This window comes from Asticcacaulis sp. AC402, from assembly GCF_000495835.1.
Lineage (GTDB): Bacteria > Pseudomonadota > Alphaproteobacteria > Caulobacterales > Caulobacteraceae > Asticcacaulis.
The window spans coordinates 110658-132615 of the sequence record NZ_AWGC01000001.1 but is presented as its reverse complement, the minus strand read 5'-3'; the positions used below and the strand labels follow the sequence as shown (position 1 = coordinate 132615).

The window sequence follows — 21958 nt, the reverse complement described above, 5'->3', positions numbered from 1 at the left end:
GTCATTCTTTATGAGGCTTGGTATAAGCCTGTCGCGGGCTCTGCCCGAAGACCAACTGCGCAAACACCTATGTAACCATTTCCGGTTATGGTGGCTTCGGTATCTGTTTGGGGGGTCACCCATGAGTAATCCGAATCCCTTTGGCCACAATGATCTGGCGAATCGGCAAACGCGTCCTCGCCACCGGCCGTCGCTGGCGGGTTTGCGTGTCCTGGTCGCTGAAGATGTCGAGATGGTCCGCGATTTGCTGACCATTCTGCTGACACGTGAAAAGGTGGTCCTGACCACGGTCACCGACGGTGCCCGGGCGCTGGAACTGGCGCAGTCTCAGACCTTCGACATTATCCTGATGGATATGAACATGCCGGTCATGAGTGGTTTCGAAGCCACCCGTCGCATCCGTCAGTCCGAAGGACCGTGCGCCCAGGTGCCTATTCTGGCCCTGACGGCCAATGCGTCGAAGGCCGAGGTCGCTCAATGCGGCCGCGCCGGCATGGATGGCCATGTCGCCAAGCCGTTTACCCCGGCGGTGCTGATGGACGCCATTGCTGATTTGCTGTTCGGCGGGCAATGAGGCCCCTCAGCGCTCGCGCTGTCAGTCGATCCGCTTGGCCTCAATGATCTTGACCGGTTCGTCCAGCATCTGGCCTTCCCACTGACCGGGCTTGGCCTTGGCCTTGCTGATCTTGCCATTCATGATGGCGCGGACCACGCTCATTCCCTTGACCACCCGGCCGAAGGCGGCATAGCCCAGCTTGTCGTCCGAGCCTTCGCGGCCGGCGTCCATCGAGGTATTGTCGCCGACGCACATCACGAAGTCCGCTGTCGCCGTGCCCGGATCGAAGCGCGACATCGAAATAGCGCCGCTGGTGTGGCTCAAGCCGGTCTTGCTGGTTGGTTCGTGCTTGATCGGCGGGAAGGTCGGCCCGCGCATGGTCGCCTGGATGAAACCTGTGCCCGAATAACCCGTGGCGCGCCAGAATTCCGATCCCGTAAGCTTGCCCGAGTCGACATAGCGCAGAAAGTTGGCGACCGTGATCGGGGCTGCCTTGCCGTTCAACTCGATGACGATTTCACCCTTGCTGGTCACCATGCTGACCCGCACCTTGGCGGGGACGTTCTCCGGGGTGATTTTCTCCATCCAGTCGATTTTTTCCGGATCGGCCGATGCTGGCGGAGGTGGCGGAGGCGCCGGTGGTGGTGGTGGAGGCGGTGCAGGCTGGGGCTTGTCGCAGCCCACGAGGGCGGCAGTCGTGGCGGCCAAAGACCCGATAAGGAACTGACGTCTCATACTTTCCATCTCGCAGCAGATCAATGACTGACCTTGACCCGCCAAACGCCTGGTGTCAACGCGGCCGCTGTGCGAAATCGGCACCTGAGATGGCTGTCAGTTTGCTACGACTGGGTGTTTGATGTCCACAGCCAGAGGCTCATCGCCGATGGCCAGCGAGGCGTTGGGTCGCGGACCGGTGTGGAGGTTTGGCGGTGCAACCTTGACGGATGCGACCCCGGTGAGCAAGGGGGCGGCGATATCGCTGACCAAATAGAGCGGCAGTTCCGGCAGGTCGGCTGTTTCGATTTCGTCCGTGACCTGACGGGCGCGGACGACAGGTGCGGCGGCCTCGGTCAGGGCATTTTTGGCGTCGTCTGGCTGCTGCGGAGCGACGGCCAACAGACCGCGTTCGGCCGGGGAGCGGGCAGCGTAATCGACCACCAGGCTTGGATCGGCCATCGGATCGATCTCGGGGAGGGCGGCCAGCTTGCCGCCGATAACGGCAAGGCCGAGGGCAAGCGAGAGTGCGCCGGCAACCAGGCTGGCCTTCAACAGGTTGCGCAGTGGGTCGGGCTCATCGGGGGCGGAGCGGAAATCGACCTGATCGGTCCAGGGGAAGGAAGCGGAGGTCATATCGGTTGCTCATAAAGCGGGGAGGAAGCGATAGGATAGGCTCTGCCGAATAAGGTGTCTGTGAGGGGTAGGTGCGTTTGAGAGCGCAATCCGATAAAGTGGAAGCCACTCTTCGGACAAATCGCGCGACAAAACAAAAACTTAGAGCGAGATGGCGATTCTACCTAAAGCCATCCTGCTCCAGCCTCCGGTCCTGATCAAAAAAGTGACTCAGGCTGTAAAGATGGCGAAAAGCCGAGCCGCTTACGGCCTGACGGGCGTTGCTGCGCTGTCGCCGACAACCGTGGTCCATTCGCGGACCTTCCAACAGCGCACCAGGCCATTGACCACGTAAGGATCCGTTCGGGCAAAGTCTTCGGCCACGGAGCGGTCGCCCGCCTTGAACAGCAGCACGCCACCATCGACCGGATCGACCAGGGCCCCGGCCAGGAGCAGTTCGCCGCGCCCGGCCGCATCCCAGGCCAGGCTAAGATGATCCTGGCGGAATTGCGCCCGGCGATCCAGGTAATCGTCAATAAACTCATACAAGAGCAGGAAGTGCTTCATTGTGGTAAAAATCACGTTAAGGGTGTAAATTTACGTTTTACAATTAATTGGCAGGCAAGACTTGGTCCACGGTCCGGCGTTTCCGGGACTTTTTGTGTAAAGCCACAAGGAATACCGTATGTCCAGAGAGAGAACTCTCAATGTCGCCAAGGCGGTCACCAGCCAGCTTCATGTCACCGAGGAAGCAATCGACAGCGCCCTGGCGGAAGCGGCCCACCTGCTTGAAACCTGCATCAGCTCGCGGCGGGCGATCCGCATGTCGACCCTGCTGACCACCGAGGTCAATGACAGCACTATCGAGGCCATGAAGGCGCTGCACACCGCCCAGACCCATATGGCGCAGGCCCATCGCACCCTGACAAAAATCCAGGACCAGCTCGGGCTTGACGATACCCTCATGCCGCCGCCGTTCGATAAGCCACCAGAGGACCCGCCGAAGGAAGGTGTGACCCAGTCGCGACTTGCCCGCCGCCGCCAGCTGGCTGCCGGCCAGAGCGCAATCCGATAAAGTGGAAGCCACCGCACGGGCGTCCCCGTTTTCGGATATACTGCGGGACAAAACAAAAGCTTAGGGCGGGCTGGGTTGTGATTCCATCAAAGCCCAGTCCCCTCTGAAGAACCATGTTCGTCTTGCCATGCTGGTCTTTTCCTGTTTTATCAGCTTGCCACGAATCGTAAGCGCTGATCAGGGGACGGACCGGCATGCTGCAGTCTTGGATAACCCAACTGAGCGCCCTTGTGCTGGTGATCGTCTGCGTTTACGCCCTGATCGTTGGCACCTGGCGTGAGCGCTTCGGTGCGATCATCTATCTCGCAGCCTACGGCCTGACCATTGGCTTTGGCCTGATTTCGCTCGACAGCAATCCCTTGTATCTGTCGAAATATTTGCTCAGCAATTACACAGCGCTATACCTGCTGGTTACCGACATGCTGGTCTTGCAGGGCCTCTGTGTCATCGCCTGGAAGTCGCCGCACCCCTGGCCGAAATGGGCCATGCTGGGCCAGTTGATCAGCGTCGCGCTTCACGGTGCCATGCTTCTGAACCTGGGGCTGGGCGAACGCGCCTACCTGACCCTCGCAACGACGGTGGGTTGGGGTGTGGTGCTGGCCCTGCTGATCGGCACCATCGCTGCGCGCCAGGCGAGACAAAAAGCCCGGCGCGAGGGCCCCGTTCTGCAAGCGTAGGCGTAATCCGTGCTGCCTCGATCCGCACCTTTGAGATACGGAGCGCTCAGATCGTGTCAGGGCGAAGTTTGGGCTTTTCAGCGCGCCGCAAAACGCGAGAAGGCCGGCAAGAGACGCGATCCGGTTTGCGCGCAATCCGATAAGCCAGACGCCGTTTGTCGGAAAAAATACTCTATAAAATAGATGATTAGGTCGCGTCTTTGAGTCCATCAAAACACATTCCGCTCCAGGGGAGCGTCCCAGCGCGGTGGTCTTCCTGGCTCACCCGCTTCGGACTTCGTCAACGGCCAGATCCTTTACATCGATGGCGGCTTTACCGCGCTCGTGAGATAGTAGTTTCAAAACGAATCACAGGAAGCGCGCCATGAGTGGACAAGGTGGATTTGACCGAAGAATGGTGCTGACGGGCGCAGCCGCCGTGGGCCTGGCCGGAACGGCGCGCGCCGGCCTTCCTGCGCAATGGGAAGCTTTGGCCAGGGACCCCACCGGTTCGGCCAGTCCGGACTCGGTCCAGGAACGGCGCAAGGCGGCGAGGGCGCGAGTGGCGGCCCTTGAGGCCTTGTCACTGCAGTCGCTCGACCGTGACACCGGTGTCGTCCTGGCCAGCGTGCTGCACGGCGCGCGCAGCGAAGCCACGCTGGCCGATTTTGCCCAGGGCGACGGCAACAGCGTCTATCCGGTGACCTACCGGGCCGGCCAGCACACCCAGGTTGCCGCCGGCAAGGCCTCGGTCACCGAGATCGACTTCGAGACCGGCCGCATTGCCGCCGATACCGCCAATGGCATTGCCCAGCCGGACTTCCTGTTGCGTCGCGCCCTGCTGGCGGTCGAGGCCGCGCACGCCCAGGCCCAGGGGGGCGTCAAGGCGGCGCTGGAAAGCCAGATCGTAGCGCTCACGGCGCAACTGGCTGTCGCCGGTGATCGCCCGGGCGTGTCGCGCCTGCCGGGCGGGCGCGACTACTATGCGGCCCAACTGGGCCTGGCCCTCAGCAGCTCCATCGACACCGGTGCCGCGATGAAGGCCGCCAGGAAGCGGATCGACGCTATCTGGGATGAACTCGACGAGTCGTTGAAGGCCCAGGGTCTGAAGTCCGGGCCGGCGCATGAACGTCTGCAGCGGTTTGCCCGCGATCCGCGATACCTCTATCCACAGTCAGATTCCGGTCGGAACAGGATGGTCGCCGACATGAATCTGATGCTGGTGGACAGTATCGCACGGCTGCCCCAGGCCTTCGATCCCGAGACGGTTCCGCCGTCGCAGGTTGAGCGCATGTCGGCCGCCGATGAGGCCGCCGGCGTCCAGGGCAAGCGCAGCGGCACCAGCTACATTATCGACCAGCGCCGCATGCGCGACCGTCCGTCCTGGACCTTGCCCAGCGTCGTTCACCACGAGCTCTATCCCGGGCACATGCTGCCGCCGGCCGTTCGTCCGGCGCCACTATCGGCCCTGCAGGGGCGGTACGGCGGTGCGGCCTATGGCGAGGGATGGCCAGTTTATGCTGAGACCGTAGCGGCCGAAATCGGTGCACTGGACACCTGGCCCCTGGCCCGGATCGGTTTCCTGCACTGGCAGGCTTTCCGTATGGCGCGGGTTGTCGCCGATATCGGCCTGCATACGGAGAACTGGTCGCGCGCGGAGGCGGTGCGCACCCTGACGCGACTGCAGGGCGGGCCGATCTATTTCATCACCATCGACGAAGACATTGACCGCATGTGCCTCGCGCCTGGCGTCAATGCCGCCCAGGGCCTGTCGACGCTGGACTTCTCTGCCAAACGCGCGGCGGCCTCAAAGCTGCCTGGCTTCGATGTGAAGGCCTTCCACCGTGCCGCCATGGCCTGGGGCCCGCTGTCACCGGACGGCTTTGCGGCGGCGCTGAAAGCCTGACTCCTGCCGGCCACTACACTGATGTTTCGGCTTGTGCGAGACCTTGGCGGCGCCCTGGGTCGTTGGGGGATGTCCTGCTGGATCGTGATCGCAAGATACGGGCCCGGACGTCCATCTCTCTGTCGCCCAAATGTAACAGCCATGGTTTCCGCGACCCGGCCGGAAGCGTTAGGTTGCATCCTTGTCTTAAATCTCATAGTTTATACCAACCCGCGAAAATCTTGACTCATCGTGGGTTGGCAAGCGCGCCAGAGAACGTACTTCGGGCGCCCGAGCTTTTGCGAGGAGCCATGCGGCGTTTGAGCTGAAAAAAAAGCGAATACCAAGCGTCATTCTTTATGAGGCTTGGTATTAGAGCGCAATCCGATAAAGTGTGACGCACTTTTCGGATAAATTGCGCGACAAAACAAAAACTTAGAGCGGGGTGTTGATTCCATCAAAACTCATCCCGCTCTAATGAGCGACTTACATCGATCGATGGCGCGGGACAGAAACCAGCGCACTGAAGTCTTCACGCGGTAGCCGGGGTATTGTGGGGTCGGACCGCGTTCTGGGGGTTAGTTAAAGACAGGATGGCACATCGTCGCGTTCAGGCACACAGCATGAGCTGAACGATGGCTGCGTGTTTTTTCCGAACTCGTCGATGCGCGCTTAGGCTTGCGTTTTCATTACAAAGATCAACCGGAGGGTGAAATGTTCTGTTCAAAATGTGGTACGCAAAATGTTGACGGGGCACAGTCCTGTGTCTCGTGTGGAACCTTCCTGTCGGCTTCGGGCGGAAACGGCCCGACGGTCAGCGGTTATCCGGGTATTCACGATATTCCCAACCATCTGGTCTGGTCGATTTTGGCGACGCTTCTTTGCTGCCTGCCGTTTGGTATCGTGGCAATCATCAAATCTGTCAGCGTCGACAAGTTCAAGAGCCTCGGCGATGCGGCCGGTGCGAAAAGAGCCGCGAACGAAGCGAAAAACTGGGTTATCGCGTCCGTTGTTTCCTGTGTCGTTATCGTCGTTCTGTATATCCTGTTCGTGGTAATTATAGGCGTGGCAGCGTCAAATTCCTGACCTGCCGCTGACGTGTGATGACGATTGAGCGTGTCCTCTGCTGGGTCGGACTGGTTGCTCTTACGGGAGCCCTGGTTGCCGTATCGATCTGGACGCCGGGCGGGGGGGGATTTTTTCCACCCTGTCCGGTTCATGCCTTGACCGGGCTTCACTGTCCCGGGTGCGGCAGCACACGCATGCTCTATTACCTGGTCCATGCCCAGCCGTGGACGGCTTTCCGCTATAACCCCCTGGCTTTCATCTGCCTGCCCTTTATTGTCGTTAGTCTGCTGACCTCGGCCTTGGCCATAAAGGTGCCGCTACCGGTCCAGGTGACCGGCCTGTTGAACACCTACGCCTATCCCATGGGGGTCGGCTTTTTGCTTCTGGTCATAGGGTTCACAATCGCCCGAAATATCCCGGTCTTGCCGTTTTGCGCCCTCGCGCCCGGGGGTTGCTGACGGTTGCCTCTTTCTCGGCCTTCCTGGGCCTCACCCTGTTGAATCGGACCCGCTTCAAAAAGGTGATGCAAACCCGCGGTGATCTTGCCACATCAAAACGTGGCGCAGGTTTTGGTTTCAGGCGCGCCTCAAACCCAAACCTGCGCCACGCCTTGACCTGGCCGCTTTAGAGCGGGATGTGGTTTGGTGGAATCGAAATCCCGCTCTAAGCGTTTGTTTTGTAACGAAATGTTTCCGATAAAGTGGTCGCCTGTACGTTGGCGTCCACTTTATCGGATTGCGCTCTAAAACCGGTAGCCAACCCCGATCGATATGACCGACGGATCCAGAGTGACATCGGAGGTCAGAGCACCGTTGTTGATTTTGGCATCGGTGCCATAGAACACCTTCTTGTAATCGATATTCAGCACCAGATTGTCCTTCAGTTTGACATTGGCACCTGCCTGAACGGCCGTTCCGAAACTATTCTTGAGTCGGACCTTGAAGCCGTTGAGGTCCTTGCCACCGTACCAGTTCATGTAGTTGATACCGGCGCCGACATAAGGGCTGACCTTTCCGCCGGTATTGAAGTGGTACTGGGCCGTGACAACCGGCGGCAGGACCCAGGTCTCATGCACCTCGACGTCGGTGGCGGGGCCCACCGCCTTGATGGTGTGCTTCGATGTTCCGAGTATCGCCTCGATGGCCACATGGTCCGTGACGAAGTAGGTAAACCCAAGGGTGGGAACTGTGCTGTCATTAACGGCGACGTCCAGTCCGCTGTCCACTCCGGCGGCTGTCAGGATGGCGCCCGATTCGTCCGGCGCTACGGTGGTTACGCGCGCCGTGACCTGCCAGGTACCCTTGAGGCCCGTCTCCTGCGCCGTCGCAGCGCCGCCGAAGCCGGTCAGGGCGATAAGCCCTATAAACAATGTGGTTTTTTCAATACGGGTCATCTTGGTCTCTCCTTTGCTGCCGTTGATGCGCCGTCCTTAGACCTGTCCGAAGCGGGATTCACCTGTACAACATGCCGCGCGTCAGGTTGACGCATGTATAGGAAAAAAACGTGCGAAAATACGTAAGTATTAATACGTATCTTGAAATATCGCTTAGGTCGGACAACAGTTTTCAGCATTCAAATTGTGTCCGCCATATGTCAATTTGATCTGGATCAATTCAGCGCCTGCCCGAACCTGTCATCCAGCTTTCCAACAATTGATCCTGCGTGCTGTTTTCAACGCCGGTCATGGCAGGCTTGAGTGAGGTTGCGTGGATATATGGGGCTGGATTCAGGCGTGTGGCGGAGCCTTACCCCTTGGCACGCCCCTGGTTCTGGCGCTGTTTATTGCCGGTCTGGGCGGCAGTCTCACCCACTGTGCGACCATGTGCTCGGGATTCGTTCTGGGCCAGTCAGCTGAGGTCCGGGATCAGGGCGGCTTTGCCCGTCTGCTGCTGCCCTACCATCTGGGCCGCGCGACAACCTACGCCGCGCTTGGCGCCGTCAGCGGGATCAGCCTGCGCTTGGTCGCGTCGGGTGAGGTTTTTGTCGTCCTTCGCCATCTGCTGCTGGTGCTGGTGGCCCTTACTTTTCTGGCGGTCTTCGCCGAACGATTTCTGCGCAAGGCCGGGCTCTCTCTGCCGGCCCTGCCCCTGCCACGGCCGTCCTGTGCGGTCTCAGCCATGGCCCGCCTGACGAAGGTGCGCGGGACGGCCGGCCGCTTTGGACTTGGGTTGGCGCTCGGCCTGCTGCCCTGTCCCGTGGTTTTCGCCGCCCTGATGGCATCGGCGGCCCATGGCGACCCCTGGCTGGGTGCCGCCGGCCTGTTCGCTTTTGCGCTGGGCACAATGCCCGCATTGATGGGGATAGGCCTGGCCGGCGGTCAAATTCTGAATAGCCATCCGCGACTGCGCGATGGCCTGAGCCTAGCGGCTCTCGGTATCAACGGCGTGGTCCTGCTGGCCCTTTCGGCCACATGACGCGCAACGGAGCACGACAGTGACAACAACCAGTCCGGCTTCGCCTCAGGCGGCACCACGGTACGATGAAACCATCATCAAATATTTCACCATCGCCGCCATGGCCTGGGCGATCGCGGGTTTCGTGGTCGGTCTGTTGCTGGCCCTGCAACTGGCCTGGCCGGTGTTCAACCTCGAGCCCTGGCTGAACTTCGGCCGTTTGCGGCCACTGCATACCTCTGCGGTGATCTTCGCCTTTGGCGGCAATATCCTTTTCGCCACCTCGTATCACGTCGTCCAGCGCACCTGCCATACCCGGCTCTACAGCGTCAAGGCGGCCTGGTTTCACTTTTGGGGCTACCAGGCCTTCATCCTGATGGCCGGCCTGGGCTACCTGTTCGGAGTCACGCAAGGCAAGGAATATGCCGAGCCGGAATGGTATGCCGACCTGTGGCTGACCGTGGTCTGGGTGGTCTATTTCGTCAACTACCTGATGACCCTGACGATGCGCAAAGAAAAGCATATCTATGTCGCCAACTGGTTCTTCCTGAGCTTTATTGTCACCGTAGCGATCCTGCACCTGGTCAATAACATCTCCTTGCCGATCTCGCTGGTCTCCGTGAAGAGCTATTCCTTTTGGGGCGGTGTGCAATCAGCCCTGATCCAGTGGTGGTACGGCCATAATGCCGTGGGCTTCTTCCTGACTGCCGGTTTTCTGGGGATGATGTACTACTACGTCCCGAAACAGGCCGATCGACCGGTCTATTCTTACCGTTTATCGATTATCCACTTCTGGTCGCTGATCTTTATCTACATCTGGGCGGGGCCTCACCATCTGCTTTACACGTCTCTGCCCGACTGGGCTCAGACGCTCGGTATGACCTTCTCGATCATGCTGTGGATGCCGTCGTGGGGCGGGATGATCAACGGCATGATGACCCTGTCGGGCGCCTGGCACAAGCTGCGCGACGATCCCGTCCTGCAGTTCATGATTATTGCCTTGAGTTTCTATGGCATGTCGACCTTTGAAGGTCCGCTGATGTCAATCAAGACCGTCAATTCCCTGTCGCACTATACCGAATGGACCATCGGCCATGTTCATGCCGGGGCTCTGGGCTGGGTCGCCTACATCTCGTTTGGCGCCATCTATTACCTGGTGCCGCACCTGTGGAAGAAGCCCGGCATGTATTCCAGGAGCCTGATCAGCCTGCACCTGTGGATATCGACGGTCGGTATCGTTGTCTACATCGCCTCGATGTGGGTGGCCGGCATCATGGAAGGCCTGATGTGGCGTGCCTACGACGACATGGGCTTCCTGACCTACAGCTTCGTCGAAACCGTCCAGGCCAAGCACATCTATTACATCATCCGTGCGGTCGGCGGTGGGCTGTTCCTGATCGGGGCACTGATCATGGTCTACAACATGTGGCGTACGATCAAGCTGCCATCGCCCACGGCCGGAGCCGCCGCACAGCCCGCGCTCGCGGCCGCCGAATAAGGAGAGCGACATGCTGGAATCGCACAAAAAACTCGAACGCAATTCGATCTTGCTTCTGATCTTCGCTGTCGTCGCTGTCTCCATTGGCGGCATTGTCGAGATCGTGCCCCTGTTTCGAATGGAAACCACCATCGAGCCGGTCAAGGGCGTACGTCCCCTGACGCCTCTGGAACTGGCGGGTCAGGACATATACCTGCGCGAGGGCTGTAACACCTGTCACTCGCAGCAGATTCGTCCGCTGCGCGACGAGGTTCAGCGTTACGGACACTACAGCCTGGCCGCGGAAAGCATGTACGATCATCCCTTTCAATGGGGATCGAAGCGGACCGGTCCGGACCTGGCCAGAGTCGGCGGCAAATACTCCAACACCTGGCATATCGAACACCTGACCGACCCACGCCAGGTTGTGCCGGAGTCGATCATGCCGCGGTATGGCTTCCTGGCCAGGACCGAAGTCCGTACGTGGGACATGGCGGACCGGATGAAGGCTCTGGCCGCGGTCGGTGTGCCCTATAGCCGTGACCATATCGCCAATGCCGTCATCGACCTGCAGATCCAGACCATGCCTGATGAGGACCCTACCGAGCTGCAAAAGCGCTACGGTCCAAAGGTGTCGCCGCAACTGTATGGCGGCAGCGCAGGCACACCCACGGAGATGGACGCCCTCGTGGCCTATCTCCAGCAACTGGGCACGCAGGTCGATTTTACTACCTACAACCCTGACTACGAGCTCAAGAAAAAAGCGGAAACCGTGAGATGAACACCACCTTTATCGGCCTGACCGTGCTGGTCGTCTTCACCCTCAGCTTCTCGGCTATCTGTGTGTGGGTCCTGTGGCCCAGCAACCGTGAGGCCATGAAGGCCCATGGCCTCATTCCCCTGCAGGAGGACGATAAGGACAATGGTTAAATCTCCCAAACCCCCGAAGTCCGAACCCGCCGGCGAGATCGATGCGGCGACCGGTGTCGAAACCACCGGTCACGAATGGGATGGCCTTAAGGAGCTCAACAATCCGGCGCCGCGATGGTGGCTGATCGTTTGGCTCATGACCATCATCTTTGCGGTCGGCTATTGGGTGGTCTACCCGGCTTGGCCGACCCTGGACGGACACAGCAAGGGCGTAGCGGGCTGGACTCAGTACAACAAACTGCAGCAGGATCAGGCGCAGATCACCCGGCGTCAGGGCGTCTATCTGCAGCGCTTTCACGTTGCCAGCTTCACACAGGTCAAGGACGACCCGGCGCTCTACGAATTTGCCCGGGCAGGTGGCGCCGTCGTGTTCAAGGAAAACTGTGCCGCCTGTCACGGTGCAGGCGGGGAAGGGCGTCGTGGCTATCCCAACCTCAACGATGACGACTGGTTATACGGCGGCAGTATCGACGATATCCATACGACGATCCAGGTCGGAATTCGGTCGGTAGACCCCGACACCCATTCTACCCTTATGCCGGCTTTTGGCGCCATTCTTCAGCCGCAGGAGATTGACGATCTGGCCGACTTTACCGGCCAGCTTCCCCAGGGGGTTCCGGCGGCGCCGTCCGCCGCCTGGAGCCGCGGTCAGGCCCTGTTTGCGACAAACTGCGTCTCCTGCCATGGCGCCGCCGGTGAGGGCAATCAGACCCTGGGTGCGCCGCGTCTCAACGATGCCATCTGGCTTTACGGTGGCGACAAGAAAGCTCTGGTCGAAACCATCACACGGGCGCGCGCCGGCGTCATGCCGTCGTGGAAACACCGTCTCAGTGCCGACGACCAGCGCATGGTGTCGATCTATGTCCATGGTCTGGGCGGGGGGGAATAGTCTGACTGCCCGGTTTGACCCGCGTCAAGGCGGGCGTCGCCGCCTCCGTTTAATGTTCACGTCCGTTCACGAGAGTAACCTGGTCCAATGGCCCAACTGTTCGAAAAGGCGCCAAAGATCTATCCGCGCCGGGTTGCGGGGTTGTTTCGTAACCTGAAGTGGGCGGCGATGCTGGGACTGTTAGGCATCTATTACGGCGCACCATGGCTGCGCTACGACCGCGGACCGCACGTCCCGGATCAGGCGATCCTGATCGACCTGACAGGTCAGCGCGGCTACTTCTTCGGCATCGAAATCTGGCCACAGGAAGTCTACCTCCTGGTCGGCATCCTGATACTCGCAGCCATCGGCCTGTTTTTCGTCACCTCGCTGCTGGGCCGTGCCTGGTGTGGCTATGCCTGCCCCCAGACGGTCTGGACAGATCTGTTTGTCTGGGTCGAACGCTTCGTCCAGGGCGACCGCAATGCCCGCAAACGTCTGGACGAAGCGCCGTGGAGCCTGGAAAAGCTGTGGAAGAAGACCCTGACCCATGCCGTCTGGCTGATCATCGGCCTGCTGACCGGCGGCGCCTGGGTCTTCTACTTCAACAATGCACCGGCGCTGGTCGACGGCATTGTGCACGGAACACTCAGTTCCGACGTTTGGGTGTGGATCGTCTCCTTGACCCTGTCGACCTACTTCATGGCAGGATTCGCCAGGGAGAATATCTGCAAATATGTTTGCCCCTATGCGCGATTTCAATCGGCCATGTTTGACCGCGACACCCTGATCATCTCCTATGCCCAGGAGCGCGGTGAACCGCGCGGCAGGCACAAGCAGGGGGAGAGCTGGGAAGGGCGCGGTCATTGTGTCGACTGTGACTCCTGCGTGGTGGTTTGTCCCATGGGGATCGATATCCGCGATGGTCTGCAGTACGAGTGCATTTCGTGCGGCCTGTGCATCGATGCCTGCAACCACGTCATGCAAAAGCTGATGCTGCCAAAGGGCCTCATTCACTATGACACGGAAACCAATCAGGAACGTCGAGCCGGCCAAATTGCCCGTGGCGAGCCAGCCACGCGCGGTCAGATGAAATGGATCCGGCCACGGACGGTCTTCTACGCTGGTATCATCTCGCTGGTCGGCGCATTGATGTTCGGGGCCATCGTCACGCGCACCCAGACCGACCTCAATATCATCCATAGCCGGTCGCCGCAGTATGTCCGGCTGTCGAACGGCGACATCCGCAACTCGTATCAGTTCAAGGTGTTGAACAAGACGCACTTCGACCGTGACTATGTCGTGACGGCGGAAGGCATCGCCGTCAGATCGATGGAACTTCTGGCCGCCGGCGATGTCGTCGTGCCGTCACTTCGCGTTCCGGCCAACAGCGTCGGCGAATTCCGCGTCCAGCTTGTCGCCCGGTCGGGCCAGGTTGGGCGTAAAGCCATCAGTTTCCATCTCATGGACCGCGACTCCGGAAAGGCAGCCTCGCATGTCAGCTATTTTATCCAGCCCTGACCCGGCCCCGAGCGCCGAACGTGACCGGCAGCGCGGCCGAATCGTGCCCTGGCTGATTGCCGCATTTTACGTCACCTTCATGTCGGCCTTCATTGGCTTCGTGGTCATCGCCTATAGCCACCCGCCCCACGCGGTTACCGAAAACGCCTATGAAAAGGGCCTGGCCTATAATGACACCCTGGCGCAGGCAAATGCTCAGGCTCAGATGGCCTGGCAATCGGACATCGCCTATGCTGACGGCCGCCTGATCTTTCGCTTGAGGGATCACGCTGGCGACGCAATCGAAGGCGCGCGCGTTCGCGCCTGGTTCGTTCATCCGTCCAACGGCACGCTGGATCGCGGTTTCGATCTGCGCCATGACGGCGCCGGTGCCTATTCAGTCGAGGCGCCGCTGCCGACGAAAGGCCTGTGGAACGTCCATGTGACAGCCGAACAAAAGGATCGCCAGTACCAGGCGGCCGCTCAGATCGAGGTCGATTGATGGCTATCATGCTGGTCCTCATTCCGCTGGCCATTGTCCTCGGCCTGGCTGGACTGGCGGCCTTCCTGTGGGCGTTGCACAACGGTCAGTTCGAGGATCTGGAGGACCACGCAGCGCGAATCCTGAAGCCGGATGACGATGTGTCATGACGGCGGCGATCGATTTCGGCTGTTTTGCTCGCGACGAGAACGACCGTCTGGCCACCTACATGCAGGTCGAAGGCATGCGCTGCGCCACGTGCGCCTGGAAGATCGAACAGGCGCTTATGGCGCATGCCGGGGTCGAGGCGCGCGTCAACATGTCGACCCAGCGCCTGCGCGTCACCTGGCCCAGGCTATCGGGTCCTGACCGGGCCAATTCTTTCGCGCAAGAGCTGGAATCTCTTGGCTTTCATGTCGCCCCGTTCGATCCCGACGGCAAGGCGCAGGCAGCGCGGGCCGAGGAACGGTTTTTGCTGGCCTGCCTGGCCGTCGCCGGTTTTGCCACCCTTGCCGTGATGCTGTTCGTCGACCCATTGTGGTTCCTGCCGGAAGCTTCGCTGAACGGGGCGACGCGCGATCTGATGCACTGGGTCATGGGGCTGATTGCCATGCCGGCGACCCTTTATAGTGGCCGCCCCTTCTTCCGGTCGGCCCTTTCGGCCCTGCGTCACGGCCGCACAAACATGGACGTGCCAATCTCCCTGGCCGTCATCCTGGCCAATGCGCTGTCGCTGTTCGAAACCGTACGCCACGGGCAGTATGTCTATTTCGACGCCGCGATCATGCTGCTCTTTTTCCTGCTCATCGGGCGCTATCTCGACGTCAAGGCCCGAGCCGTTGCGCGAGACGCAGCACTGGGGCTATTGGCCATGCTCGAAGGCACGGCTCGTGTCATCGAGGAAGCCGGCATCCGCTGCGTCCGTATTCGTGATCTGCAACCGGGCCAGACCCTGCTGGTCGCTGCCGGGGAAAAGGTTGCCGCCGATGGTGTGGTCCTGACCGGGACGTCCGAGCTGGACACGCGGCTGGTGACCGGCGAGACCGTCCCTCGCCCGGTGACTGTGGGCGATAAGCTCCATGCCGGCACGATCAACCAATCGGCGCCCCTGACGGTTGCCATCGCAGCGGCAGCGGACTCAAGCCTGCTGTCGAACATCGTCGCCCTGATGGAAAAAGCCGAGCAGTCGCAGTCCCCCTTTCGCCGCCTGGCTGATCGCGTCGCCGAGCTTTATGCGCCGGTGGTCCACGGTCTTGCTCTGACGACGTTCATCGGCTGGCTCGTCTGGGATGCGCTCATGGGGTCGAGCCTGCGTTGGGAAGAGGCACTTCTGAAAGCCATGGCCGTGTTGATCATCACCTGTCCCTGCGCGCTCGGCCTGGCCGTGCCGGTGGTCCATGTGCTGGCGTCGTCGCACCTGTTCTCACGTGGCATCCTGGTCAAGTCGGGCGACGCGCTCGAGGCCCTGGCCGAAGTCGATACCGTCGTCTTTGACAAGACAGGCACCTTGACCCGGGGAGAGCCGCAATGGGTCAATACCCATGTCCTTACGGGTGCGGATCTTGCCCTGGCTACAGCCATGGCCGCGCAGTCACGTCATCCCCTGTCACAGGCGCTGGCCCGCCATGGCGAAGGTCTCGACCTGCCGACCGTTGTGGTCCGCGATCATCCGGGCGCCGGGCTGGAGGCTGAGTTTGACGGTGAACGTATCCAACTGGGCAAGGCGGCTTGGCTGGACATTGCGGCCAGCAGCGACACCGCCATGGAACTATGGTACCGGCGCAGCAACGCGCCCTTCGTGCGTCTGAAGTTCTCCGATCTCGAGCGTGAGGACGCCCAGGATACGATCTTCAGGCTGGCCGGGCGCGGGCTGCATATCGTCATGCTGTCGGGAGATCGCAGGCCCGTTGCCGCCGCTCTGGCCGCGCGTCTGGGCATTTCCGATGTCCGCGCCGAACTGGATCCGGTTGCAAAGGTGGCAGCAATACAGGCCATGACCGACGCCGGCAAGCGGGTGGTGATGATCGGCGACGGTCTGAACGACGCCGCGGCCCTGACGGCGGCGACGGTGTCGATGTCGCCGGCCAGCGGCGTCGACATCACCCAGACCGCTGCAGATTTTGTCTATCGCGGAGATGGCCTTTCGTCGGTTGTTACGGCCTTTGACGTCGCGAGGCGCGCGCGCCGACTGGTGCGTCAGAACGTTTTCCTGTCCCTGGCCTACAATCTGGTCGCCGTACCGGCCGCCATTCTGGGACTGGTGACGCCATTGATTGCCGCGATCGCCATGTCGGCCTCGTCGCTGGTTGTCGTGTTGAATGCCTTACGGCTGAAATGGCGGACGCCGGCATGAACAGGTTCAATCCGCGCCGGGGCAAGACCGCCCGGCGGGGCGTAATTTCGCGTTTTTTTGATCTGCGACAAGGCGGGCCGGAGCAGATGGGTTAGTGCGGATCTGTGGGCGGCTGTGACTCACGATTCCGTCCCGTGCAGGCAAGGAAAGCTGAGATGCATTCGAACGAACGGTCCTGGCAGGAACACGATCATCTGCAATGGCTGGGCAGGGAAGCGCCACGCTATACCAGCTACCCATCGGCGCATCATTTTGCGCCCGTTACCACGACGACCTATGCGTCCTGGCTGCAGGCTCTGACACCGCAGACGAGCGTCGGGCTTTATGTCCATGTGCCATTTTGCGAACAGATGTGCTGGTTCTGCGGGTGCAACACCCAGATAACGCGCCGTTACGACCCGGTCGAAGCCTATGTCGACAACCTCATCGCCGAAATCCGCCTGATCTTTGATGTCCTGGCGTTCCGACCGCGCGTCCACGCCTTGCATTTTGGCGGCGGTTCGCCCGGTATTCTGACGCCGGCCAGCCTGACCCGGTTGATGACCGTTCTGCATCAGACCTTCGATATTGAGGCGGGGGCAGAGATTTCAATTGAACTGGATCCGCGCCGCGTCAGCCGTGATAAGGTTCTGGCCTACACCCTGGCGGGTTTCAACCGCGTCAGTCTCGGCGTGCAGGATACACAGGCGCAGGTCCAGGCGGCGATCAACCGCATCCAGCCCATGGACGAGGTCAGGAAAGCCTGTGATCTGCTGTATGCGCACGATATCGCAGACCTCGGGATCGACCTCATCTATGGCCTGCCGCATCAGACGGCAACCACCCTTGAAAGCACCCTTGAAGACGTTTCCAGACTGGCCCCCAGCCGGATCAGCGCCTTCTCCTATGCCCACGTTCCCTGGGTGAAAAAGCACCAGCGTCTGATCGACGCGGCCGCGCTGCCCGATACGGGGGAGAAGGCGCGGCAATATCTTCAGATCGCTTCGCAACTGCAGGCCATGGGCTATGTCGCCGTCGGCATCGACCACTTCGCACGCGCGGACGATGGTCTGGCCCGGGCAGTCCGCGACCGCACGCTGCGGCGCAATTTCATGGGCTATACCGACCTGCCCAATGATCGTCTCATTGGTCTGGGCGCCTCTTCCATCAGCGGTCTGGATCAGGGTCTGGCCCAGAATATCACCCAGGCCACCAGCTACCAGACGGCGGTGAAGAGCGGCGTTCTGCCCACCGTCCGGGGATGGGCGTACCGTGGCGATGATCGCGTCCGCGGCGAAATCATCAGCCAGCTCATGTGTTTTTTCCGCGTCGACCTGGGGGAAATACTCGCCCGTCTCGGCCGCGCCCTTGATGATCTGGATCAGGAACTGGACGCCCTGGCCCCCTTTGCAGAGGCGGGCCTGGTGACGATCGACAAACGGGTTGTGACCTTCGACAATCCGCTGAAAATGTTGGTGCGACCGGTCGCGTGCGTTTTTGACCGCTACGCCAGCCGTGAAGATGGCACGCAGCGCTACTCAAGAGTGGCGTGACCGGTTATGAATTTTTAAGACGCTGCTGCAATCCTTTGCGAAAATCAATCGGGGATTGCCTGTGAAGCGGCTTTTTAAGCAAGTGAAGTCCTGGCTGGATCCCCTCGCCCTCGGCGTCGGGGTAACAATCTTTGCCGGATCGGTGGTGGCGGGAGGATTTATCTATCACCAAACCGTCGAGCAACTCGACGCGATTGTCGACGGGCGGTTGCGCAATCTGGCGGTTATGGCAGCCGATATGACCGATGTGGATCTGCACGCCACCATGGTCCGACCGGAACAGAAGGCGGACGCGGACTACCGGCGCCTGATTGCGCCTTACCTGAGCATCCTCAAGGCGAATGACGACCTCATCTATGTCTATACCGTCGTGCCGTGCAGCAAAGCGACCTGCATCGTTCTCGACGCGGCCCTTCCACGGGCGGGCGAAACGGTCATTCCATCAGATGTCATGCAAGTGTATGAAGAGCCTTCGCCGACCCTGGTCAAGGCGCTTCGATCCGGGCAGGCCATCGTTGAGAGTGAGCCCTATACCGACGAATACGGCACCTTCCTGAGCGCCTATGCGCCGATCTATCGCAATGGCGTCCAGGCCGGCATTGTCGGTGTCGATATGAGCGTCCGGCAATATCAGGCCAAGGTAGCGCTTATCCGCGGCGCCCTTGAGGTGGGTTTGGCCCTGGCAGGGCTGTTTGCTGTGGCTTTCTCAGCTCTGATAGCCGTTCTGCGCCGCAGAAATGCTGAGCTGCTGGGAAAATACCGTTCGATTATCACGCACATATCCGCCGTCATTTTCGAATGCCGGCTGGATGACAATCTGACCATCCAGTTCGTCAATAACCATATCGAAGCTCTGACGGGCTATCCGGCTTCCGACTTCGTCCAAGGCAGGGAGCGGCATTTCGCCGACCTGATCCCCGATGCCGAGCGCGCGGCTGTGCTTCAGGGGTTGCGACGCCAGTTGGAATCCGCCGACCGGTTCGAAATCGAATTCCGCCTCCAGCCGCGCTCTGGTCCTGACGGTAGTTCGCGCCGGCCGGTCTGGGTCCGCGTCAACGGCCACGTCAAATCGAGAGACGGCGATGGCGTCATTACCATCGAGGGCTTCATGCAGGACATTACCCTGCGCAAGGCCACGGAGGCCAAGGTGGCTGATAGCGAAAAGCAGTTTCGCGCCCTGGCCGACAGCACGCCCAACCTGCTGTGGATCACCGATCTCGACGGAGACTGCATTTTCTTCAACCGGACCTGGCTTGATTTTCGCGGCCAGACACTGACCGAGGAAATGGACGCCGGTTGGCTGGCGAACGTGCATGGCGAAGACGTCGCAGCCTGTGCCGACAAGTTTGCGGAAGGTGTCGCGCAGCAAAGGGCCTTCCAGTGCTGGTTCCGGTTGAGACGCGTCGATGGCGACTATCGCTGGATGCTGGCCAATGCCACACCACGCATCAACAGCGCCGGGCGCTGCGAGGGCTTCATCATGGCGGCCACCGACATTACCGACCGAAAGGCCTTCGAGACCCGCCTGAAACGTACCGCGCAGCATCTCGAGATCTTCTTCCGTCACACCCCCGCGGCCATCGCCGTCTTCAACATCGAACTGCGCCACCTGATGGTGTCTGAGCGCTGGCGCAGTGACTACGGCCTGCACGACAGCGATCCGATCGGGCGGACGCTGTATCAGGTTGCGCCGGAGCAGGCTGAGTTCTGGCATGACGAGCATCGCCGTTGCCTGTCCGGTGAGATCGTTACCAATGCCGGCGCTCTGGTGCCCATGCCGGGCGGAGGGGAGGAATGGATCAGCTACGCCTTCCATCCGTGGTATGAGGACGACATGGTCATGGGCATCATCATGTTCACCGAGGTCATCACCGAGCGCAAGCGCCTGGAGGGTGAGCTGACCCAGCACCGTGATCACCTGCAATCACTCGTCGAGGCGCAGACATCGGACTTGAGGCAGGCCAAGGAACAGGCGGAGGCCTCGGTGCGCGCCAAGTCGGAATTTCTATCCAACATGTCGCACGAACTACGCACGCCGATGCACGCCATTCTGAACTACGCCGTTATGGGAGAGAAGCGCCTGGTCAGCTTGCCGGCGGGCGATGCCAGCGAAAAGCTGGCAAAGTATCTCGGCAATATCCAGACCGCCGGATCGCGCCTGCTCGGCCTGCTCAACAACCTGTTGGACTTGGCGAAACTGGAATCGGGCAAGATGACGTTTGACCTGGCGTCGAACGATCTGCGCAACGTCATTGAACACAGCTGCATGGAACTGGACTCGCTGGTTAAGGCGCGCCACCTCAATCTTTCGGTGGCCTGGAAGACTGCCGATACGGTCGTGACGATCGATCGCGGACGCATGATCCAGGTCTTGGTCAATCTCTTGTCCAATGCCATCAAGTTTTCGCCGGAGGGCGGCGATGTGACAGTGTGCGTCGAAGATACGCCTGATGGGCTGGTGTGTTCTGTGAGCGATGAGGGGCCCGGCGTCCCGGACGGTGAACTCGAGCACATTTTTGAGACCTTCGTCCAGTCGAGCCAGACGCGTTCGGGCGCGGGCGGGACGGGGCTCGGCTTGTCGATCTGCCGCCAGATCATTGACGCCCACGGCGGCACGATCTGGGCAGAAAACCTGGCACCCAGGGGTGCGCGCCTGACCTTCGTATTGCCGCGTGAAAGCGTCGAAATCGCCCTTGCCGGTTAAGCTTCAGCGCAATCCGATAAAGTGTTCAGCACGTTTCGGATAGATTGCGCGACAAAACAAAAACCTCGAGCGGGATGGCGATTCTACCTAAAGCCATCCTGCCCTGGCGGTGACGAGGAGACAAACATGGATTCGCAAACCCGACCCAAGATTTTGGCTGTCGACGACGAAGATTTCAATCTCGACATTCTGGGTGAGATACTGGATGACGCCGGTTATAATCCCGTTCTGGCAGTCGATGGCCGCGAAGCCCTGGCCCTGCTTGACCTGCATCCCGATATAGAGGTTATCGTCCTTGATCGGATGATGCCGAACATGGACGGCATGGCCTGCCTGTCCGCCTTGAAGGCCGAGCCAAGATTCCGCGACATCCCGGTCATCATGCAGACGGCGGCAGCGTCGCATGATCAGGTGCGACAAGGCATCGAGGCCGGGGTTTTCTATTACCTGACCAAGCCCTATGCGGCGGAGATTCTTCTCAGCCTGGTCCGTTCCGCCCTGGACGACGCCCGCCGCCGCAAAGAGCTGCTCGGCGACGTTCGCCGCCACCGCAAGGTCCTGGGGTTGTTGCAGCATGGGACTTTCCGGTTTCGCACGCTTGAGGATGCCCGCAACCTCGCTGTCTTCATTGCCAACTGCTTTCCCGAACCGGAACGCGTTGTCTACGGTCTGAGCGAATTGATGATCAACGCTGTCGAGCATGGCAACCTGGGGATCAGCTACGCCGAAAAGACGAAACTGGTGGTCGAAGGCGAATGGGAGGCGGAGGTCGACCGCCGTCTGGCCCTTGCCGATCAAGCGCAGCGCTTTGCCGAATTGACAATCGAGTCTCGCGCTGACGAGGTCAGTGTCTGCATTGAGGACAAAGGCGCCGGCTTCGCGTTCCAGTCATACCTTGAGCTCAGCCCTGAACGCGCTACCGATCCGCATGGCCGCGGTATAGCGACCGCGCGCCTGCTGTCGTTTGATACCCTGGTTTACGAAGGTAAAGGCAACCGTGTCCGGTGTGTCGTTAACCTGTCGGGTGAGGAGGGTTCATCCCGAAACGGGTGACTCACGTTTCTGGATGGGCGTGACAAAAAAAGCTAGAGCGCAATCCGATAAAGTGTGCAGCACTTTTCGGATAAATTGCGCGACAAAACAAAAACTTA

The 21958-nt window shown here is 60.4% G+C and carries 22 protein-coding genes; 18 read left to right on the top strand and 4 right to left on the bottom strand.

The genetic code is table 11. The annotated features are described in order from the left end of the window. The first annotated feature begins 121 nt into the window (after positions 1 to 121). Positions 122 to 574 (top strand): response regulator, encoded by a 453-nt coding sequence (locus ABAC402_RS21790; RefSeq protein ID WP_023447730.1) that lies wholly within the window; start codon positions 122 to 124, stop codon positions 572 to 574. A gap of 21 nt (positions 575 to 595) precedes the next feature. On the opposite strand, the gene ABAC402_RS21785 is transcribed toward ABAC402_RS21790, so the two are convergent. The 3 genes from ABAC402_RS21785 to ABAC402_RS21775 all read right to left on the bottom strand — a co-directional run bounded on the left by ABAC402_RS21785 (position 596) and on the right by ABAC402_RS21775 (position 2452). After that, on the bottom strand, positions 596 to 1291 hold the full coding sequence (locus ABAC402_RS21785) for a peptidylprolyl isomerase (RefSeq protein ID WP_082179821.1): 696 nt from the start codon (positions 1289 to 1291) through the stop codon (positions 596 to 598). 96 nt (positions 1292 to 1387) lie between these two features. Next, a complete protein-coding gene (locus ABAC402_RS21780; RefSeq protein WP_023447728.1) occupies positions 1388 to 1906 on the bottom strand; it encodes a hypothetical protein in 519 nt (172 codons plus the stop codon). 243 nt (positions 1907 to 2149) lie between these two features. After that, positions 2150 to 2452, bottom strand: coding sequence for a YciI-like protein (locus tag ABAC402_RS21775; RefSeq protein WP_031235004.1), 303 nt, complete (start codon positions 2450 to 2452; stop codon positions 2150 to 2152). Between the two features lie 118 nt (positions 2453 to 2570). Here ABAC402_RS21775 and ABAC402_RS21770 point away from each other — a divergent pair, with 118 nt between their 5' ends. The 5 genes from ABAC402_RS21770 to ABAC402_RS39605 all read left to right on the top strand — a co-directional run bounded on the left by ABAC402_RS21770 (position 2571) and on the right by ABAC402_RS39605 (position 7027). Continuing rightward, a complete protein-coding gene (locus ABAC402_RS21770; protein ID WP_023447726.1) occupies positions 2571 to 2960 on the top strand; it encodes a hypothetical protein in 390 nt (129 codons plus the stop codon). A gap of 194 nt (positions 2961 to 3154) precedes the next feature. Continuing rightward, positions 3155 to 3637 (top strand): hypothetical protein, encoded by a 483-nt coding sequence (locus tag ABAC402_RS21765; protein WP_023447725.1) that lies wholly within the window; start codon positions 3155 to 3157, stop codon positions 3635 to 3637. Positions 3638 to 4001: 364 nt separating this feature from the next. Further along, positions 4002 to 5522, top strand: coding sequence for a DUF885 family protein (locus tag ABAC402_RS39035; RefSeq protein WP_082179818.1), 1521 nt, complete (start codon positions 4002 to 4004; stop codon positions 5520 to 5522). 657 nt (positions 5523 to 6179) lie between these two features. Next, positions 6180 to 6587 carry a CD225/dispanin family protein gene (locus ABAC402_RS0119560; RefSeq protein ID WP_200862113.1) on the top strand — a complete coding sequence of 136 codons (408 nt, stop codon included), beginning with the start codon at positions 6180 to 6182 and terminating at the stop codon, positions 6585 to 6587. A 17-nt stretch (positions 6588 to 6604) separates the two neighbouring features. Beyond that, positions 6605 to 7027, top strand: coding sequence for a DUF2752 domain-containing protein (locus tag ABAC402_RS39605; protein WP_031235002.1), 423 nt, complete (start codon positions 6605 to 6607; stop codon positions 7025 to 7027). A gap of 284 nt (positions 7028 to 7311) precedes the next feature. On the opposite strand, the gene ABAC402_RS21755 is transcribed toward ABAC402_RS39605, so the two are convergent. Next, on the bottom strand, positions 7312 to 7962 hold the full coding sequence (locus ABAC402_RS21755) for an OmpW family protein (protein ID WP_023447720.1): 651 nt from the start codon (positions 7960 to 7962) through the stop codon (positions 7312 to 7314). A 313-nt stretch (positions 7963 to 8275) separates the two neighbouring features. On the opposite strand from ABAC402_RS21755, the gene ABAC402_RS0119550 reads away from it, so the two are divergent. The 12 genes from ABAC402_RS0119550 (at position 8276) to ABAC402_RS21705 (ending at position 21860) form a co-directional block, all read left to right on the top strand. Further along, entirely contained in the window at positions 8276 to 8983 is a 708-nt protein-coding gene (locus ABAC402_RS0119550; RefSeq protein ID WP_023447719.1) for a sulfite exporter TauE/SafE family protein, read from the top strand. A 19-nt stretch (positions 8984 to 9002) separates the two neighbouring features. After that, positions 9003 to 10460, top strand: coding sequence for a cytochrome-c oxidase, cbb3-type subunit I (ccoN, locus tag ABAC402_RS21750; protein ID WP_023447718.1), 1458 nt, complete (start codon positions 9003 to 9005; stop codon positions 10458 to 10460). Positions 10461 to 10470: 10 nt separating this feature from the next. Further along, positions 10471 to 11220 carry a cytochrome-c oxidase, cbb3-type subunit II gene (gene ccoO / locus ABAC402_RS21745; protein ID WP_023447717.1) on the top strand — a complete coding sequence of 250 codons (750 nt, stop codon included), beginning with the start codon at positions 10471 to 10473 and terminating at the stop codon, positions 11218 to 11220. Beyond that, positions 11217 to 11369 (top strand): cbb3-type cytochrome c oxidase subunit 3, encoded by a 153-nt coding sequence (locus tag ABAC402_RS39600; protein ID WP_023447716.1) that lies wholly within the window; start codon positions 11217 to 11219, stop codon positions 11367 to 11369. Before ccoO ends, ABAC402_RS39600 begins: the two co-directional genes overlap by 4 nt. Next, positions 11362 to 12258: a cytochrome-c oxidase, cbb3-type subunit III gene (ccoP, locus tag ABAC402_RS21740; RefSeq protein WP_023447715.1), complete on the top strand. Its 897-nt coding sequence runs from the start codon at positions 11362 to 11364 to the stop codon at positions 12256 to 12258. Before ABAC402_RS39600 ends, ccoP begins: the two co-directional genes overlap by 8 nt. Before the next feature lie 87 nt (positions 12259 to 12345). After that, positions 12346 to 13758 carry a cytochrome c oxidase accessory protein CcoG gene (gene ccoG, locus ABAC402_RS21735; RefSeq protein WP_023447714.1) on the top strand — a complete coding sequence of 471 codons (1413 nt, stop codon included), beginning with the start codon at positions 12346 to 12348 and terminating at the stop codon, positions 13756 to 13758. Beyond that, positions 13733 to 14239: a FixH family protein gene (locus ABAC402_RS39025; RefSeq protein WP_023447713.1), complete on the top strand. Its 507-nt coding sequence runs from the start codon at positions 13733 to 13735 to the stop codon at positions 14237 to 14239. Before ccoG ends, ABAC402_RS39025 begins: the two co-directional genes overlap by 26 nt. Beyond that, entirely contained in the window at positions 14239 to 14388 is a 150-nt protein-coding gene (gene ccoS / locus ABAC402_RS21725; RefSeq protein ID WP_023447712.1) for a cbb3-type cytochrome oxidase assembly protein CcoS, read from the top strand. The genes ABAC402_RS39025 and ccoS overlap by 1 nt, the downstream gene beginning before the upstream one ends. Next, positions 14385 to 16571 carry a heavy metal translocating P-type ATPase gene (locus tag ABAC402_RS21720; RefSeq protein WP_023447711.1) on the top strand — a complete coding sequence of 729 codons (2187 nt, stop codon included), beginning with the start codon at positions 14385 to 14387 and terminating at the stop codon, positions 16569 to 16571. Before ccoS ends, ABAC402_RS21720 begins: the two co-directional genes overlap by 4 nt. A 155-nt stretch (positions 16572 to 16726) precedes the next feature. Continuing rightward, on the top strand, positions 16727 to 18103 hold the full coding sequence (hemN, locus tag ABAC402_RS21715; RefSeq protein ID WP_023447709.1) for an oxygen-independent coproporphyrinogen III oxidase: 1377 nt from the start codon (positions 16727 to 16729) through the stop codon (positions 18101 to 18103). Positions 18104 to 18164: 61 nt separating this feature from the next. Further along, positions 18165 to 20807: a PAS domain S-box protein gene (locus tag ABAC402_RS21710; protein ID WP_235079886.1), complete on the top strand. Its 2643-nt coding sequence runs from the start codon at positions 18165 to 18167 to the stop codon at positions 20805 to 20807. A gap of 126 nt (positions 20808 to 20933) precedes the next feature. Further along, positions 20934 to 21860 (top strand): response regulator, encoded by a 927-nt coding sequence (locus ABAC402_RS21705; protein ID WP_023447707.1) that lies wholly within the window; start codon positions 20934 to 20936, stop codon positions 21858 to 21860. Positions 21861 to 21958 lie beyond the last annotated feature (98 nt).